This window comes from Pseudomonas sp. Y24-6 (assembly GCF_020295325.1).
GTDB classification, from domain to species: domain Bacteria; phylum Pseudomonadota; class Gammaproteobacteria; order Pseudomonadales; family Pseudomonadaceae; genus Aquipseudomonas; species Aquipseudomonas gregormendelii.
Genome location: NZ_JACBXG010000001.1, coordinates 383,809 through 400,791, shown reverse-complemented (window position 1 = coordinate 400,791; position 16,983 = coordinate 383,809). Strand labels below are relative to the sequence as shown.

At 60.3% G+C, this 16,983-nt stretch carries 14 protein-coding genes; all 14 read right to left on the bottom strand.

Annotation, left to right across the window (positions count from 1 at the left end):
• Nucleotides 1-9: 9 nt before the first annotated feature.
• The gene (gene nuoH / locus HYI44_RS01890) at nt 10-1,017 is read right to left on the bottom strand and encodes an NADH-quinone oxidoreductase subunit NuoH (protein WP_028623953.1); all 1,008 of its coding nucleotides are present in this window, start codon (nt 1,015-1,017) and stop codon (nt 10-12) included.
• Nucleotides 1,014-3,728 carry an NADH-quinone oxidoreductase subunit NuoG gene (gene nuoG / locus HYI44_RS01885; RefSeq protein WP_122839252.1) on the bottom strand — a complete coding sequence of 905 codons (2,715 nt, stop codon included), beginning with the start codon at nt 3,726-3,728 and terminating at the stop codon, nt 1,014-1,016. Before nuoG ends, nuoH begins: the two co-directional genes overlap by 4 nt.
• Nucleotides 3,729-3,865: 137 nt before the next feature.
• Nucleotides 3,866-5,221, bottom strand: coding sequence for an NADH-quinone oxidoreductase subunit NuoF (gene nuoF, locus HYI44_RS01880; protein ID WP_225568605.1), 1,356 nt, complete (start codon nt 5,219-5,221; stop codon nt 3,866-3,868).
• Nucleotides 5,218-5,715 (bottom strand): NADH-quinone oxidoreductase subunit NuoE, encoded by a 498-nt coding sequence (nuoE, locus tag HYI44_RS01875; RefSeq protein WP_008020715.1) that lies wholly within the window; start codon nt 5,713-5,715, stop codon nt 5,218-5,220. The genes nuoF and nuoE overlap by 4 nt, the downstream gene beginning before the upstream one ends.
• A 2-nt stretch (nt 5,716-5,717) precedes the next feature.
• Entirely contained in the window at nt 5,718-7,502 is a 1,785-nt protein-coding gene (gene nuoC, locus HYI44_RS01870) for an NADH-quinone oxidoreductase subunit C/D (protein ID WP_122839250.1), read from the bottom strand.
• A 72-nt stretch (nt 7,503-7,574) separates the two neighbouring features.
• On the bottom strand, nt 7,575-8,249 hold the full coding sequence (locus HYI44_RS01865) for a NuoB/complex I 20 kDa subunit family protein (protein ID WP_008146035.1): 675 nt from the start codon (nt 8,247-8,249) through the stop codon (nt 7,575-7,577).
• A 10-nt stretch (nt 8,250-8,259) separates the two neighbouring features.
• Nucleotides 8,260-8,673 carry an NADH-quinone oxidoreductase subunit A gene (locus HYI44_RS01860; protein ID WP_003223812.1) on the bottom strand — a complete coding sequence of 138 codons (414 nt, stop codon included), beginning with the start codon at nt 8,671-8,673 and terminating at the stop codon, nt 8,260-8,262.
• Nucleotides 8,674-9,222: 549 nt separating this feature from the next.
• A complete protein-coding gene (aceA, locus tag HYI44_RS01855) occupies nt 9,223-10,548 on the bottom strand; it encodes an isocitrate lyase (RefSeq protein WP_045062291.1) in 1,326 nt (441 codons plus the stop codon).
• A 475-nt stretch (nt 10,549-11,023) separates the two neighbouring features.
• Entirely contained in the window at nt 11,024-11,785 is a 762-nt protein-coding gene (locus tag HYI44_RS01850) for a secretin N-terminal domain-containing protein (RefSeq protein WP_225568604.1), read from the bottom strand.
• Between the two features lie 259 nt (nt 11,786-12,044).
• Nucleotides 12,045-12,467: a GNAT family N-acetyltransferase gene (locus HYI44_RS01845; RefSeq protein ID WP_205892405.1), complete on the bottom strand. Its 423-nt coding sequence runs from the start codon at nt 12,465-12,467 to the stop codon at nt 12,045-12,047.
• Complete coding sequence (locus HYI44_RS01840; protein WP_045062287.1) at nt 12,460-13,629, bottom strand: cupin domain-containing protein; 1,170 nt, start codon at nt 13,627-13,629, stop codon at nt 12,460-12,462. The genes HYI44_RS01845 and HYI44_RS01840 overlap by 8 nt, the downstream gene beginning before the upstream one ends.
• 86 nt (nt 13,630-13,715) lie before the next feature.
• A complete protein-coding gene (gene purB / locus HYI44_RS01835; protein ID WP_045062286.1) occupies nt 13,716-15,086 on the bottom strand; it encodes an adenylosuccinate lyase in 1,371 nt (456 codons plus the stop codon).
• Nucleotides 15,087-15,212: 126 nt separating this feature from the next.
• Nucleotides 15,213-15,836, bottom strand: a complete 624-nt coding sequence (hflD, locus tag HYI44_RS01830) for a high frequency lysogenization protein HflD (protein WP_122839246.1) — start codon at nt 15,834-15,836, stop codon at nt 15,213-15,215.
• Nucleotides 15,833-16,978 (bottom strand): tRNA 2-thiouridine(34) synthase MnmA, encoded by a 1,146-nt coding sequence (gene mnmA / locus HYI44_RS01825; protein WP_122839245.1) that lies wholly within the window; start codon nt 16,976-16,978, stop codon nt 15,833-15,835. Before mnmA ends, hflD begins: the two co-directional genes overlap by 4 nt.
• Nucleotides 16,979-16,983 lie beyond the last annotated feature (5 nt).

Below are 16,983 nucleotides of genomic sequence, written 5' to 3'. Positions count from 1 at the left end.
TCTCTATCCTCACTGAGCCGCGACGGCGGGCGTGTTGAGCAACACGATCGCAGCGGTCACCAGCATGTTGACGAGGGTCAGCGGCAGGCAGAACTTCCAGCTGAAATCCATCACTTGGTCATACCGTGGGCGCGGAATCGAGGCGCGCAGCAGGATGAAGATCATGATGAAGAACGCGGTTTTCAGCGCGAACCAGATGAACGGGATCTGCGGCAGAATGCCGAACGGGCCATGCCAGCCACCGAAGAACAAGGTCACCAGCAGCGCCGAAATCAACACGATGCCGATGTACTCGCCAACGAAGAACATGCCCCATTTCATGCCGGCGTATTCAATGTGGTAACCGTCGGCCAGTTCCTGCTCCGCTTCGGGCTGGTCGAACGGGTGACGGTGAGTCACGGCGACGCCGGCGATGAAGAAGGTCAGGAAACCGAAGATCTGCGGAATGATGAACCACAGGTTCTGCGCTTGATATTCGACGATGTCGCGCATGTTGAACGAGCCGACCTGGATCACGATGCCCATTAGCGACAGGCCCATGAACACTTCGTACGACACGGTCTGCGCCGAGGCCCGCAAGCTGCCCAGCAGGGCGAACTTGTTGTTACTCGACCAGCCGGCGAACAACACCGCGTAGACCGACAGGCCCGCCATGGCGAAGAAGAACAGGATGCCGATGTTGATGTCCGCCACGCCCCAGGTCGGGGTGATCGGGATGATCGCGAAGGCAATCAGCAGGGCGCTCATGGCCACGACCGGTGCCAGGGTGAAGATCATCTTGTCGGCGAACGGCGGAGTCCAGTCTTCCTTGAAGAACATCTTGATCATGTCGGCCGCGATCTGGAACGCGCCGAACGGGCCGACGCGGTTCGGACCGTAACGGTCCTGCCAGAGGGCAAGCAAACGACGCTCGACCCAGCTCAGCAGCGCGCCGCACACCACCACGGCGAGCAGAATCACGATGGCCTTGAGAACCGCGATGATCACGTCAATCACTTCAGGCGTGAACCAGGTCATTGAGCTGCCTCCTGCAGACCGTCAACGGATTTGCCGAAGATCGCCGGTGGAATCCCGGCGATACCCGCTGGCAATGCAACCAGACCGGCACCCAGTTCTTCGTTGATCCGCAGTGGCAGACGCAGGGTCTGGCCAGCCACGTTCAAGCTGAGCAAGGCACCCTCGTTGACACCCAGGCGATCGGCTTCGGATTTGGCCAAAGCGACATAAGCAGCCGGAATACGCTCTTGAACCGGCGCGGCCTTGGAAGAGTTCTCTTCGCTGCCGAACAAGTGGAAGAACGGCACGACCTGCCAGGTACCCGGAGCCGGGTTGAATGCACGCGGTACAGCGGCGAACCAGTTCAGCGAATCGCCGGTGCTTTCGATCAGGCGGGTGCCTGGGTCGCCAGCGCGGATGTGACCACCGACTTCATCCTGGAACTTGTTCCAGGCTTGCGGCGAGTTCCAGCCCGGGGACCAGGCGAATGGCACTTGCTGACGCGGTTCGACCGAGCCCGAATAACCTTCCATCGAGAAGTTGAACGCGGTGTCGTTGTCCTGCGGTGTACGCGGTTCGTGCACGCTGATGTCGGCGCGCATGGCGGTACGACCGGAGTAACGCAGCGGTTCACGGGCCAGTTTCATGCCCTTGATGCGGAACGCGGCGGACGGTGCGGCATCGACGATACGGTTCAGTTGCGGCGTGCTGGCAGCAACGGCAGCGGTAACGTGGTCCAGCTGGGTCCAGTCGATCGGCTGGTTCAGCAGGGTGGCACGCAGGGCATGCAGCCAGCGCCAGCCTTCGTGGACCAGAATGCTCGCGTCCATGTACTTCGGATCGAACACCTGGAAGAAGCGCTGGGCGCGGCCTTCCTGGCTGACCAGGGTGCCGTCGCCTTCAGCAAAGCTGGCAGCGGGCAGCACCAGGTGAGCACGATCGCTGGTGGCGGTCTTCTGGTGGTCGGCGACGATCAGCACTTTCGCAGCGTTCAGGGCAGCATCAACCAGCGCCTTGTCGGTACGGGTGTACAGATCGTTTTCCAGCACGACCAGTGCGTCGGCCTGGCCATCGATCACGGCCTGCAGCGCTTCGTCGACCGAGTTGCCACCCAGCATGGCCAGGCCGAGGCTGTTGGCCTCTGGCACGATCAGGCTGATGGAACCGTTCTTCTCGCGCAGTTTAAGGGCTTTGGCGATGTTGGCAGCGGCTTCGATCAGCGCCTTGGAACCCAGGGAGGTGCCGGCGATGATCAGTGGACGCTTGGCGGCCAGCAGGGCGTCGGCAATGCGTTGGGCCAGTTCAAGGGCTTCGGTGTCGAGGCCTTCAACTGCTGGAGCGCTGGCGTCGAGGGCATGAGCCACGGCGAAACCGATGCGCGCCAGATCGTCTGGAGCGGCGTGCACGCACTCTTCGGCGATATCGTCGAGCTTGGTTTCAGCCAGGCTGGCGATGAACAGCGGGTTCAGCGCGTGCTGGCCGATGTTCTTCACGGCGGCGTCGAGCCAGGGCTGGACGCGCATGGCGTCGGCCATGTCTTCAGCCTTGCCCTTGACCGACTGACGCAGGGACAGTGCCATACGGGCAGCGGTCTGGGTCAGGTCTTCACCGAGGACGAAGATCGCGTCGTGGTCTTCGATGTCGCGCATGTTCGGGATCGGCAGCGGGCTGTCTTTAAGCACCTGCATGACCAGGCGAATGCGTTCCAGCTCGGCGGCTTCGATACCGGAGTAGAAGTGCTCGGCGCCGACCAGTTCGCGCAACGCGTAGTTGCTCTCGAGGCTGGCACGGGGCGAACCGATACCGACGATGTTGCGACCGCGCAGCAGGTCAGCGGCTTTATCCAGCGCTTCGTCGAGGCTCAGCTTGGCGCCATTGGCCAGCAAAGGCTGACGCGGGCGGTCTTCGCGGTTGACGTAGCCATAGCCGAAACGGCCACGGTCGCACAGGAAGTACTGGTTGACCGAACCGTTGAAGCGGTTTTCGATACGACGCAGTTCACCGTAGCGCTCGCCCGGGGAGATGTTGCAACCGCTGGAGCAGCCATGGCAGATGCTCGGCGAGAACTGCATGTCCCACTTGCGGTTGTAGCGCTCGGAGTGAGTCTTGTCGGTGAACACACCGGTCGGGCAGACCTCGGTGAGGTTGCCGGAGAACTCGCTTTCCAGGGTGCCGTCTTCAACGCGACCGAAGTACACGTTGTCGTGGGCGCCGAATACACCGAGGTCGGTGCCGCCGGCGTAGTCTTTATAGAAGCGCACGCAGCGGTAGCAAGCGATGCAGCGGTTCATTTCGTGGGAAATGAACGGGCCCAGTTGCTGGTTCTGGTGGGTACGCTTGGTGAAGCGATAACGGCGCTCGTTGTGGCCGGTCATCACCGTCATGTCTTGCAGGTGGCAGTGACCGCCTTCCTCACAGACCGGGCAGTCGTGGGGGTGGTTGGTCATCAGCCATTCGACGACGCTGGCGCGAAACACTTTCGCTTCTTCGTCTTCGATGGAGATCCAGCTGCCGTCGGTGGCGGGCGTCATGCAGGACATGACAATCCGACCACGGGTATCGTTGGCGTCGGTGTACTGCTTGACCGCGCACTGGCGGCAAGCGCCAACGCTGCCTAGGGCGGGGTGCCAGCAGAAATACGGAATATCGAGGCCTAGCGACAGACATGCCTGTAACAGGTTGTCTGCCCCGTCGACTTCGAGCTCTTTGCCGTCTACGTGGATAGTGGCCATGGTTCAAAGTTCTTCGTTGGCCCGGTGTCAGCGGGCGTGGCTAATGGAATCTTGTTATTCGCGTGATTCAACACAGCCGTTCAAGGCGTCATCACACGACAAAGCGAAGAGCACGGGCCCTTCGCCTTTTTAAGCGTTTACGCGCCGATTACGATCGGCCGTGCCAGAGGCGGGACGACGGCGCTGACAGGCGCGATGCCGGCTTCGAACTCATGGCGGAAGTATTTGATTGCGCTGCCCAACGGCTCCACGGCGCCCGGTGCGTGAGCACAGAAGGTCTTGCCCGGGCCGAGGAAACCGACCAGACCCAGCAGGGTCTCGATGTCGCCGGCTTGCCCTTCACCGTTCTCGATTGCGCGCAGCAGCTTGACGCTCCACGGCAAACCGTCACGGCACGGGGTGCAGAAGCCGCACGACTCACGGGAGAAGAACTCTTCCATGTTGCGCAGCAGGGACACCATGTTGACGCTGTCGTCCACCGCCATGGCCAGGCCGGTACCCATGCGGGTGCCCACTTTGGCGATGCCGCCGGCGTACATTTGTGCGTCCAGGTGTTCCGGCAACAGGAAACCGGTACCGGCGCCGCCCGGCTGCCAGGCTTTGAGCTTGAAGCCGTCGCGCATGCCACCGGCGTAGTCTTCGAACAACTCGCGACCGGTGACGCCGAACGGCAATTCCCACAGGCCCGGGTTCTTGACCTTGCCGGAGAAGCCCATGAGCTTGGTGCCCATGTCTTCACTGCCTTCACGGGCCAACGATTTGTACCAGTCCACGCCGTCGGCAATGATCGCCGGCACGTTGCACAGGGTTTCAACGTTGTTCACGCAAGTCGGCTTGCCCCACACGCCCACGGCGGCAGGGAAGGGCGGCTTGGAGCGCGGGTTGGCGCGGCGGCCTTCGAGGGAGTTGATCAGTGCGGTTTCTTCACCGCAGATGTAACGCCCGGCACCGGTGTGGACGAACAGCTCGAAATCAAAACCCGATCCCAGGATGTTCTTGCCCAGAAGGCCTGCAGCCTTGGCTTCTTCCACGGCACGGTTGAGGTGCTTGGCCGCGGTGGTGTATTCGCCACGCAGGAAGATGTAGCCACGGTAGGTTTTCAGCGCGCGAGCACTGATCAGCATGCCTTCGATCAGCAGATGGGGCAGTTGCTCCATCAGCATGCGGTCTTTCCAGGTGTTCGGCTCCATTTCATCCGCGTTGCACAGCAGGTATCGGATGTTGATAGCTTCGTCTTTGGGCATCAGGCCCCACTTCACGCCCGTGGGGAAGCCTGCACCGCCGCGACCCTTGAGGCCGGCGTCTTTCACGGTCTGGACGATGTCGTCCTGGGCCATGTCGGCGAACGCCTTGCGCGCAGCGGCATAACCGTTCTTGGCCTGGTACTCGTCGAGCCACACGGCTTCGCCGTCGTCACGCAGGCGCCAGGTCAGCGGGTGAGTCTCGGCCGACCGCTTGATGCGGTTGGCAGGACCAAAGGAAGTCAGGGTCATACGTAGCCCTCGAGCAATTTGGCAACGCCTGCTGGCTGCACATCACCGAAAGTGTCGTCGTCGATCATCAACGCCGGCGCCTTGTCGCAGTTGCCGAGGCAGCAGACCGGCAGCAGGGTGAAACGACCGTCGGCGGTGGTCTGACCCAGGCCGATGCCGAGCTTACTCTGGATTTCGCTGACCACAGACTCGTGGCCGCCGATGTAGCAGACCATGCTGTCGCAGACGCGAATGATGTGGCGGCCCACCGGCTGACGGAAGATCTGGCTATAGAACGTCGCCACGCCTTCTACGTCGCTGGCCGGGATGCCGAGGATTTCGCCGATGGCGTACAGGGCACCGTCGGGCACCCAGCCACGTTCCTTCTGGACGATCTTCAGGGCTTCGATCGACGCCGCGCGCGGATCTTCGTAGTGATGCAGCTCGTGCTCGATGGCCGAGCGCTCGGTTTCACTCAAGGTGAAACGGTCTGTCTGGATAAGCGTGCTGTTCATGCTTAGCGGTCCACGTCGGCCATAACGAAATCGATACTACCCAGGTACGCGATCAAGTCCGCGACCATGCTGCCTTTGATCACCGAAGGGATCTGCTGCAGGTGGGGGAAGCTTGGGGTGCGAATCCGGGTGCGGTAGCTCATGGTGCCGCCATCGCTCGTCAGGTAATAACTATTGATGCCCTTGGTCGCTTCGATCATCTGGAAGGATTCGTTGGCCGGCATGACCGGGCCCCACGAAACTTGCAGGAAGTGCGTGATCAGGGTCTCGATGTGCTGCAGCGTGCGTTCTTTCGGCGGCGGCGTGGTCAGCGGGTGATCCGCCTTGTACGGGCCTTCCGGCATGTTGCGCATGCACTGTTCGATGATCTTGATGCTCTGGCGCATTTCTTCGACGCGAACGATGCAACGATCATAGGCATCGCCATTGGCCGCCAGCGGCACTTCGAATTCGAAATTCTCGTAGCCGGAATAAGGACGCGCTTTACGCAGGTCGAAATCGCAACCGGTCGAACGCAGGCCAGCACCGGTGACGCCCCATTCAAAGGCTTCCTTGGTGTTGTAGGCGGCGACACCGATGGTCCGGCCTTTGAGGATGCTGTTGTCCAGGGCGGCTTTCTGGTATTCGTCCAGACGCTTTGGCATCCACTCGACGAAGTCTTTCACCAGTTTTTCCCAGCCGCGCGGCAGATCGTGGGCGACGCCACCGATGCGGTACCAGGCCGGGTGCAGACGGAAACCGGTAATGGCCTCGATCACCGTGTACGCCTTCTGGCGGTCGGTGAAGGTGAAGAACACCGGGGTCATTGCGCCGACGTCCTGGATGTAAGTCCCCAGGAACAGCAGGTGACTGGTGATCCGGAAGAACTCGGCCATCATGATGCGGATGACGTCGACCTTCTCGGGCACCTTGATGCCGGCCAGCTTCTCGACCGAGAGCACGTACGGCAGGTTGTTCATCACGCCGCCGAGGTAGTCGATACGGTCGGTGTACGGGATGAAGCTGTGCCAGGACTGGCGCTCGGCCATTTTCTCGGCACCACGGTGGTGGTAACCGACGTCTGGCACGCAGTCGACGATCTCCTCGCCGTCCAGCTGCAGGATGATGCGGAACGCACCGTGCGCGGAAGGGTGGTTCGGGCCGAGGTTGAGGAACATGTAGTCCTCGTTTGCCCCGGAACGCTTCATGCCCCAGTCTTCCGGCTTGAAGCGCGCGGCTTCTTCCTCGAGCTGTTGCTTGGCCAGGGTCAGGCTGAACGGGTCGAACTCGGTGGCCCGGGCCGGGAAGTCCTTGCGCAGCGGGTGACCTTCCCAGGTAGGCGGCATCATGATGCGGGTCAGGTGCGGGTGACCTTTGAAGTCGATGCCGTACATGTCCCACACTTCACGCTCGTACCAGTTGGCGTTAGGCCAGATACTGGTAACGGTCGGTACGCTGAGGTCGCTCTCGGACAAGGCGACCTTGATCATCACGTCACTGTTACGTTCGATCGACATCAGGTGATAGAACACGGTGAAGTCGGCGCCGCTCGGCAGCCCTTGACGCTTGGTGCGCAGGCGCTCGTCCACGCCGTGCAGGTCATAAAGCATGACGTACGGCTTGGGCAGGTTGCGCAGGAAGCTCAGGACTTCAAAAAGTTTGGCACGGGCAACCCAAAGCACCGGCATGCCGGTGCGGGTCGGCTGGGCGGTGAACGCCTCCGGGCCAAAACGGTTGTTCAGTTCGACGACCACATCCTGGTCGTCTGCCTTGTAAGGCGGGATGTACAGAGCACTGCCTGTAGTCATGGTTATTTATCGCTTTCGGTCAACGTAAAGAATGAAGCCAGTGTCTCGTTCTATAAAAGAAGCAGATCTGGATCAGACTTCGTCGGGGCTGCGCAGGTTGGTGACTGCGATTCGCTGTTCGCGGCGCTGTTCCTTTTGCGAAGGCATCTCGGCGCGGTATACGCCTTGATCACCGACGACCCAGGAAAGCGGACGACGCTCCTGTCCAATCGACTCCTGCAACAGCATCAAGCCTTGCAGGAAAGCTTCAGGGCGGGGCGGGCAGCCAGGCACGTAGACGTCCACGGGCAGGAACTTGTCCACCCCTTGAACGACGGAGTAGATGTCGTACATGCCACCGGAGTTGGCGCACGAACCCATGGAGATAACCCATTTAGGCTCGAGCATTTGCTCGTAGAGACGCTGAATGATCGGCGCCATCTTGATGAAGCAGGTACCGGCGATAACCATGAAATCCGCCTGGCGCGGCGATGCCCGAATAACCTCGGCGCCAAAGCGCGCGATGTCGTGGGGCGCCGTGAAGGCGGTGGTCATTTCCACGTAGCAGCACGAAAGACCGAAGTTGTACGGCCACAGGGAGTTCTTGCGCCCCCAGTTGATCGTGCCGTTAAGCACGTCTTCGAGCTTGCCCATGAAGATGTTTTTGTGGACTTGATCTTCTAACGGATCGGAAACGGTTTCCCGCTCGCCAATCGGATACTGCTCGTTAGGAGCATCGGGGTCGATCCTGGTGAGATTGTATTGCATTGCCAAAGCCTCATTGTTTCAGCTTCGCCTGCCGCTTGCGACGAGCTTCCGGAGCCCAGTCAAGGGCGCCCACTCGGAACAGGTAGACAAGACCTGCCAACAGAATTGCTATGAAAACGAGAGCTTCGACGAATCCGGTCCAGCCGCTTTCGCGGACGGACACAGACCAGGCAAAGAGAAAGAGGGCTTCGATATCGAAGATCACGAAGAGCATCGCGACCAGATAGAATTTGGCTGAGAGCCGCAAGCGGGCGCCACCTGTAGGTAGCATGCCCGACTCGAACGGTTCGTTTTTGCTGCGGCCCCAGGCTTTTGACCCAAGGAGGCTGGAAACACCAAGCATGAAGGCGCAGAGGCCGACGACGCCCAGAAGGAAAATGGCAAAGCCCCAGTTGTGGGCCATGAGTCCTGTCGCTTCGGGCATGCTGGAAATCCTTAACAGAGAGCAAAGGTCTCTGAGCTTGAAAAAGAAACAACGCAGTGACGATATGTCGCAGCAATCAATCCCGCTGATTTTATGGCACAACACGGTGCAAGTAAAATTCAGATAGCGAAATTATTTAATGGAATAAGGACATTGCCCACGGCAAAAGCGGCGTAGCCCTTGCGTTGCGGGCATTAGCCGGCTTTTAGGGAATTATGTTTTGTAAGGAATGTAACGAACATAGTTTTTACTAAATGATAATCAATACTGTTTGCGGCGGTTTTCAAACTGTTTAGGGGGCCTATGGTTGGGAAGTTGTCTTATATGCGCGCAACTGTAGGAGCTGTCGAGTGAAACGAGACTACGATCTTTTGATTTTTTTAACAGCAAAATCAAAAGATCGCAGCCTGCGGCAGCTCCTACAGGATTTTGTTGTTTCACGAAATCCCATGCAAAAAAACGCCCCGAGCAAGTCGGGGCGTCAGAGGTGCAGCGCTGCGGTTAGCTTTTCAGTCGGTCCGCAGCGGCTGTTATTTCAGGCGAAGCAGATCAGTGAAACTGTTCTTCTTCAGTCGAACCGGTCAGCGCGGTGACCGAAGACGAGCCACCTTGAATCACGGTGGTCATGTCGTCGAAGTAGCCGGTGCCCACTTCCTGCTGGTGAGCCACGAAGGTGTATCCCTTGGCGGCGTCAGCGAACTCTTGCTCTTGCAGTTTCACGTAGGCAGTCATGTCGTTGCGGGCGTAGTCGTGCGCCAGGTTGAACATGCTGTGCCACATGTTGTGAATGCCGGCCAGGGTGATGAACTGGTGCTTGTAGCCCATGGCGGACAGTTCACGCTGGAACTTGGCGATGGTCGCGTCGTCCAGGTTTTTCTTCCAGTTGAAGGAAGGCGAGCAGTTGTACGACAGCAGTTGGTCCGGGTATTCCTTCTTGATCGCTTCGGCGAAGCGGCGAGCTTCGTCCAGGTCCGGCTTGGCGGTTTCGCACCAGATCAGGTCGGCGTACGGCGCGTAAGCCAGGCCGCGGGCGATGGCCTGGTCGAGACCGGCGCGCACTTTATAGAAGCCTTCCTGGGTACGTTCGCCAGTTACGAATGGCTGGTCGTACGGGTCGCAATCGGAAGTCAGCAGGTCAGCGGCGTTCGCATCGGTACGGGCCAGGATGATGGTCGGTGTACCGGCAACGTCAGCAGCCAGGCGAGCAGCGGTCAGCTTCTGTACGGCTTCCTGGGTAGGAACCAGTACCTTGCCGCCCATGTGGCCGCATTTTTTCACGGAAGCCAGCTGGTCTTCGAAGTGAACGCCGGCGGCGCCTGCTTCGATCATGCTCTTCATCAGCTCGTAAGCGTTCAGTACGCCACCGAAACCGGCTTCGGCGTCAGCTACGATTGGCGCGAAGTAGTCGATGTAGCCTTCGTCGCCCGGGCCTTTGCCGGCTTTCCACTGAATCTGGTCAGCACGACGGAACGAGTTGTTGATGCGCTTGACCACGGTTGGAACCGAGTCTACCGGGTACAGCGACTGGTCCGGGTACATCGATTCGGCGGAGTTGTTGTCCGCAGCCACTTGCCAGCCGGACAGGTAGATCGCCTGGATACCGGCCTTGACTTGTTGCACAGCCTGGCCGCCGGTCAGGGCGCCCATGCAGTTGACGAAATCTTTCTCAGGGCGGAAGGACGGCTTGGCACCCTGGGTCACCAGGTTCCACAGCTTCTCGGCGCCGAGTCTTGCAAAGGTGTGCTCGGGTTGAACCGAGCCACGCAGGCGGACGACGTCAGCAGCGGAGTAGGCGCGTGTCACACCTTTCCAGCGTGGGTTTTCAGCCCAGTCTTTTTCGAGGGCTGCAATTTGCTGTTCGCGTGTCAGTGCCATGGAGATAAACCTCGTCGCGTCTTTTACGGAAAGTTGTTCTGCGGTGGAAAATACGTGCGCTCGCAGACCAGAAGCTTAGGTGGTCAAGTCGGATTCGGCGGGATTGGCGACGGGATGAACGATGGGCTCGAGGGGAAGTGAGCAGGTAAGGGCGAACTGGCGAACGCATTCGGGCATCGTGGGCCCTGGTGCAGACTTCAGTGTGGAGCCGGGTTACCTAATTACGCTTCCGTCCCTCGGGACAACTTCGTTCCAGTCGGCAACCTCGTCAAACACACCTTGTGGGCGGTACAGACACGAAGCGGTTCGCGGGGTAGGTGCGAACATCGCTTCGAAGGCCCTTGCCAGGGCCCCTGATTAGCGGGAGCGAGGCCATCATGCCCTTGCTTTTTTCGATCGTCAAACGTTTTGTAGTGCTTTTTTTCAAGCACTACATCTTTGGTCTAATACGACTAATCAGTCAGTTTTCGGTGGTTTAGTCCAAAGTATCGACTTTAACCCGCAGGGTCATGTCGTCCCGGCCTTGAGTCGAGTAGCTGCGGGTCAGGCCCTGTTTGTCGGACTGGGTCTGGCGATTCACCCCGGCCAGGGGGATCCACTCGCCAAGGCGCCCCGTGACAGTTGTGTCGGTGCTTTGCACATTCACTACATCGGGACGTTCCTGGCTCATGCGGTCACGGTTGGTACTGATATTCAGGTGAACGATGTCGCCGGTGACGCTGGCGGTGACGTAGAAGCCCTGGGTGACGTTGCGGTATTCGGTTTGGCTGCGCAAATCGCCGTAGGAATCGCTTTGACTGCTGGTCAGTGGCACGCTTTGGCCGACCTGGATCAGCGCAGGCGCACCTTCGCTGGCCTGGATCTGCTGGATGCCACCATCACGGCTGTCGGTGCTGCGGTTGATGATGCGAGTCTGGCTCGGCCTCGCGCCGTTCACCGAGTAGCCCTGGTCAGCCTGGAAGTTGTTTTCGCTGGTGTCGACGGTGATCAGCAGGCGCTTTGGCGCGGTATCCAGTTGGCTGATCAGTGCCTTAAGTTCGTCGATCTTGCGTTGATCTGCGTTGACAATCAACTGGTTGCCATAGGCGCTGACCTGGCCGTCCTTGCCGATGAAGTCCTGTGCCATCGGCAGCATGTCGGCGCTGGTGTGGTAGTTCAGCGGCACTATCTCGGTGGCTGCGCTGAGCGAAAAACTGCAGCTCAGCAGCAGCGTGGTGAGCAGGGTGCGTAGGGACATGTCCGTTATCTCCGCCAAATAAACAAAGCCCGTAGGAGCTGCCGAAGGCTGCGATCTTTTGATCCTGCCTTTGATTGATATTGCCAGTTTGTCGGCCCGGGGTGGGGCAAGTTGAATCACAGACAGCAAAACGCCCCGGCATCCGGGGATGGCGGGGCGTTTTGTGGTGTTGCTTCAGAAAAGATCGCAGCCTTCGGCAGCTCCTACGGATGTTCGCACAACTCTGTAGGAGCTGCCGAAGGCTGCGATCTTTTGATCTTCAGGAATGCCGAACCATGTCCACATGCGGAATCCCGGCTTCCAGGAATTCCTCACTGACCAGGCTGAAGCCCAGGCGCTCATAGAACGCCGTGGCCTGCACCTGCGCGCTGAGCATCTGCCGCTTCAGACCACGCTCCTCGGCCTCACCGATCACCGCCTGCATCAGCGCATCACCGACCTTCAAGCCACGCCAGTCCTTGAGCACCGACACCCGGCCGACGTGACCGTCAGGCAGGAGGCGCGCAGTGCCAATCGGAAAGTCACCCTCGAAGGCCAGGAAATGCACCGCTGTCGCGTCATCCGCATCCCATTCCAGCTCGGGCGGTACGGATTGCTCGGCGATGAACACCGTCTCACGAATGCGCCGGATCTCGGCGTTGTCCTTCTGCCAGTCTGCGACACGTACGTGAATTTTATTCATCGGCAAACCCCAGGCTTCCTTGCTTGATCAGCTCGCACAGCAGGCCGCGACCATCGTCATCGCCCAGCCATTCGCCGAGGTTATCGATGTGCAGCGCATCGGCGGCGCAGATCAGCTTCAACAGCTCGCGCAGCTTGCCCGGCAGATAACGGCTCTGGCCGCTGGCGAACAGCAGCAGGTCGTCATCGACTTCGGACCAGGCCAGGCGCGCGCTCGGGTTGCGAATCAGTACGGCGCCCTGTTCCAGGCTGGCAAGCAGGTCGTCTTCTTCGATCTCTTCCGGGCCTACCACCAGCTCCGGATAGCGCGGCTCGGTCATGAACTGGCCAAACCAGGTCAGCAACAGGCGCTCGTCGCTCATGTGTTCGGCCAGCAGGCCTTTAAGGCGGCCGAGGGCATCGTGCTGGATCTGGTGCGGATCGGCGACTGGCTGGGCATCGGCGTCGGTGTAGCGCTCTTCGTCCGACAGGAACTGGCTGAGAAAGTCGGTGAAGTGGGTCAGCACTTCAGCGGCGCTTGGCGCGCGAAAGCCGACCGAGTAGGTGAGGCAGTCGTCGACGGCCACGCCGCAGTGGGCCAGGCGCGGCGGCAGGTAAAGCATGTCGCCCGGTTCCAGGACCCATTCGTCGGTGGCTTCGAATTCAGCCAGGATGCGCAAGTCGGCGTGCTGCAGCAGTGGGCTTTCAGAGTCGCACATCTGGCCGATTTTCCAGTTGCGCTTGCCATGGCCTTGCAGCAGGAACACGTCGTAGTTGTCGAAGTGCGGACCGACGCTGCCGCCTGGTGCGGCGAAGCTGATCATCACGTCATCGACGCGCCAGCTTGGCAGAAAGCGGAAGTTTTCCAGCAGTTCAGCGACTTCCGGGACGAACTGGTCAACGGCTTGAACCAGCAGGGTCCAGTCCTGTTCCGGCAGCTTGCTGAATTCGTCTTCGGCGAATGGGCCGCGGCGCAACTCCCACGGGCGCTCGCCGTTTTCGATCACCAGGCGCGACTCAACTTCTTCTTCCAGCGCCAGGCCGGCCAGTTCGTCGGCGTCGATCGGGCTTTCGAAATCAGGAATCGCCTGACGGATCAGCAGCGGTTTTTTCTGCCAGTAGTCGCGCATGAACTCGCGCGCCGTGATGCCGCCCAGAAGTTGAAGAGGAATATCAGGATTCATGTGTAACCTATTGAAAAAAAGTACTTTTCAGACGGGAATAAAAACGCCCGGCGCTGCCGGGCGTTTCAAACGGGTGCAGCGGTCGATCAGATGCGCCTGGCTTGCTCTACAGCATTGCCGATGTAGTTCGCCGGGGTGAGCAGTTTCAGCTCGGCCTTGGCGGCGGCAGGCATGTCCAGGCCGTCGATGAAAGTTTGCAGCGCTTCGGGGCTGATGCCCTTGCCACGGGTCAATTCTTTCAACTTTTCGTACGGGTTTTCGATGTTGTAGCGACGCATGACGGTCTGAATCGGCTCGGCCAATACTTCCCAGCAAGCGTCCAGGTCGGCAGCGATCTTCTGGGCGTTGAGCTCCAGTTTGCTGATGCCTTTGAGGCTGGCTTCGTACGCGATGACGCTGTGGGCGAAGCCCACACCGAGGTTGCGCAGCACGGTGGAGTCGGTCAGGTCGCGCTGCCAGCGGGAGATCGGCAGCTTGCTCGCCAGGTGCTGGAACAGTGCGTTGGCGATACCCAGGTTGCCTTCGGAGTTTTCGAAGTCGATCGGGTTGACCTTGTGCGGCATGGTCGATGAACCGATTTCGCCGGCGATGGTGCGCTGCTTGAAGTAACCCAGGGAGATGTAGCCCCAGATGTCACGGTCGAAGTCGATCAGAATGGTATTGAAGCGCGCGATCGCGTCGAACAGCTCGGCGATGTAGTCGTGCGGTTCGATCTGCGTGGTGTACGGGTTGAAACCCAGGCCCAGCTCGTCTTCGATGAAGGCGCGGGCGTTTTCTTCCCAGTCGATCTCGGGGTAGGCCGACAAGTGGGCGTTGTAGTTGCCCACGGCGCCGTTGATCTTGCCCAGCAAAGGCACGGCAGCGACCTGGGCGATCTGGCGCTCCAGGCGATAAACCACGTTCGCCAGCTCTTTGCCCAGGGTGGTCGGCGAGGCCGGTTGACCGTGGGTGCGCGACAGCATCGGCACGTCAGCGAAACGGATCGCCAGTTCGCGGATGGCGTCGGCGGTCTGGCGCATCAGCGGCAGCATCACGTCATCACGGCCTTCGCGCAGCATCAGGGCGTGGGACAGGTTGTTGATGTCCTCGCTGGTGCAGGCAAAGTGGATGAATTCGCTGACGGCCGCCAGTTCAGGCAGCTTGGCCGCTTGCTCTTTGAGCAGGTATTCGATGGCCTTGACGTCGTGGTTGGTGGTGCGCTCGATCTCTTTGACGCGCTCGGCGTGCTCCAGAGAGAAGTTTTCCGCCAGGGTGTTCAAGACAGCGTTGGCTTCGGCGGAGAACGCCGGTACTTCGCTGATGGCAGAGTGAGCGGCCAGACGCTGGAGCCAGCGCACTTCGACCAGGACGCGAGCACGGATCAGGCCGTATTCGCTGAAAATAGGGCGCAGGGCCTGGGTTTTGCCGGCGTAGCGGCCGTCAACAGGGGAAACCGCAGTGAGCGAAGAAAGCTGCATGGGGTGTTCTCGGACAGTCGGGCAACGAAATGGGGCGCGTATCATACATGAAAAAATCCGCCGGTCCGTTGCCAACTGACCGGCGTATTACGCGTTACAGATCAAAATCGGTGTAGCGGGCGCTGTTCAGCTACTGCGCATCAGCGGATAAAGCTCTTTGAGCAATTTGCGCCGGCTGATCACCAACTGCCAGCGATGACCGCCCAACTGGCGCCACAGGCGCGCCGAACGAATTCCGGCCAGCAGCAGGGCGCGGATCTTCGAAGCGTTGCTTGGCTGCTGCAGGTTGCGCATGTCGCCGTGCACCTGAATGCGCTGGCGCAGGGTGCTCAAGGTGTCCTGGTACAACGCTCCACAGGCGGCGATCACGTTCTCGTGGGCCGGGCCGAAGTGCTCGACCTGGGACTGGATCTGCGGCAGCCGCTTGCCGATCACGTCCAGCAAGTCCTCGCGCTTGGCCAGCTGACGCTCCAGGCCTAGCATGGCCAGGGCGTAGCGCAACGGTTCGCGCTGCAGGGTGCTGGGGTCGCGTTCCAGGGCGCCGATCAGGGCGCGATAGCCTTCACGCAGGTTGATGTCGTCTCCGCCGTACACTTCCAGCGTGTCCTTGGGATCACGAATCAGCAGGCTGCCCAGCATGCAGGTCAGGCCCGCTTCGGTGGTCTGGCCGGTCTTGGCGATCTTGTCCACCAGGACAGCAGCGAGGAATACCCCGCCCAGCGCTGTCAGTTGCTCCTGGGTCGGGCTCATTGGGCTTGGCCCTTGCTCGCGTTCTTGCTCGTCCAGGGCTCGGCTATTTCGATCACGCCGCCACCCAGGCAGATCTCACCGTCGTAGAACACCACGGACTGGCCCGGGGTGACCGCCCGTTGCGGGTCATCGAAGGTGGCGCGATAGCCGGTAGCGGTTTTTTCCAGCGTGCACGGCTGGTCGCCCTGGCGGTAACGCACCTTGGCGGTCAACTTGCGTGGCTCGCTGAGGTCGATGGGGTTGACCCAGTAGATGTCCGAGGCGAGCAGGGCGCGGGAGAACAGGTATGGGTGGTCATTGCCCTGGCCGACGATCAGCTCGTTATGCTCCAGGTCCTTGATCAGCACGTACCACGGCTCGTCACCGGCGTCCTTGAGGCCGCCGATGCCCAAGCCCTGGCGTTGGCCGATGGTGTGGTACATCAAGCCGTGGTGGCGCCCGATGACTTCACCTTCGGTGGTCTTGATCTCGCCGGGTTGTGCCGGCAGGTACTGCTTGAGGAAGTCGCTGAAGCGGCGCTCGCCGATAAAGCAGATCCCGGTGGAGTCTTTTTTCTTCGCGGTGGCCAGGTCGTGCTTCTCGGCGATTGCGCGCACTTCGGGTTTTTCCAGCTCGCCCACCGGGAACAGGGTCTTGGCGATCTGTTCTCCGCCCACGGCGTGCAGGAAGTAGCTCTGGTCCTTGTTCGGGTCCAGGCCCTTGAGTAGCTCGGTGCGTCCATCGATGTCGCGGCGGCGCACGTAGTGACCGGTGGCGATCAGGTCAGCGCCGAGCATCATCGCGTAGTCGAGAAACGCCTTGAACTTGATTTCGCGGTTGCACAGGATGTCCGGGTTCGGCGTGCGTCCGGCCTTGTATTCGGCCAGGAAGTGCTCGAACACGTTGTCCCAGTACTCGGCGGCGAAGTTGGCGGTATGCAGCTTGATGCCAATCTTGTCGCACACAGCCTGGGCGTCTGCGAGGTCGTCCATCGCGGTGCAGTATTCCGTTCCATCGTCTTCTTCCCAGTTCTTCATGAACAGGCCTTCCACCTCGTAACCCTGCTCGATCAGCAGGAGAGCGGAAACGGAAGAGTCCACGCCGCCGGACATGCCGACAATGACGCGCTTCTTTTGTATGTCAGAAGGGGCTGGATCACGCATAGGGA

Bases quoted from the DNA above. Each gene is read 5' to 3' on its own strand.
- purB (WP_045062286.1), bottom strand. From the start codon at position 15,086: ATGCAGCTTTCTTCGCTCACTGCGGTTTCCCCTGTTGACGGCCGCTAC.
- nuoF (WP_225568605.1), bottom strand. From the start codon at position 5,221: ATGACCCTGACTTCCTTTGGTCCTGCCAACCGCATCAAGCGGTCGGCC.
- HYI44_RS01850 (WP_225568604.1), bottom strand. From the start codon at position 11,785: ATGTCCCTACGCACCCTGCTCACCACGCTGCTGCTGAGCTGCAGTTTT.
- HYI44_RS01860 (WP_003223812.1), bottom strand. From the start codon at position 8,673: ATGCCCGAAGCGACAGGACTCATGGCCCACAACTGGGGCTTTGCCATT.
- nuoH (WP_028623953.1), bottom strand. From the start codon at position 1,017: ATGACCTGGTTCACGCCTGAAGTGATTGACGTGATCATCGCGGTTCTC.
- nuoC (WP_122839250.1), bottom strand. From the start codon at position 7,502: ATGACTACAGGCAGTGCTCTGTACATCCCGCCTTACAAGGCAGACGAC.
- aceA (WP_045062291.1), bottom strand. From the start codon at position 10,548: ATGGCACTGACACGCGAACAGCAAATTGCAGCCCTCGAAAAAGACTGG.
- nuoE (WP_008020715.1), bottom strand. From the start codon at position 5,715: ATGAACAGCACGCTTATCCAGACAGACCGTTTCACCTTGAGTGAAACC.
- nuoG (WP_122839252.1), bottom strand. From the start codon at position 3,728: ATGGCCACTATCCACGTAGACGGCAAAGAGCTCGAAGTCGACGGGGCA.
- HYI44_RS01845 (WP_205892405.1), bottom strand. From the start codon at position 12,467: ATGAATAAAATTCACGTACGTGTCGCAGACTGGCAGAAGGACAACGCC.
- HYI44_RS01865 (WP_008146035.1), bottom strand. From the start codon at position 8,249: ATGCAATACAATCTCACCAGGATCGACCCCGATGCTCCTAACGAGCAG.
- mnmA (WP_122839245.1), bottom strand. From the start codon at position 16,978: ATGCGTGATCCAGCCCCTTCTGACATACAAAAGAAGCGCGTCATTGTC.
- hflD (WP_122839246.1), bottom strand. From the start codon at position 15,836: ATGAGCCCGACCCAGGAGCAACTGACAGCGCTGGGCGGGGTATTCCTC.
- HYI44_RS01840 (WP_045062287.1), bottom strand. From the start codon at position 13,629: ATGAATCCTGATATTCCTCTTCAACTTCTGGGCGGCATCACGGCGCGC.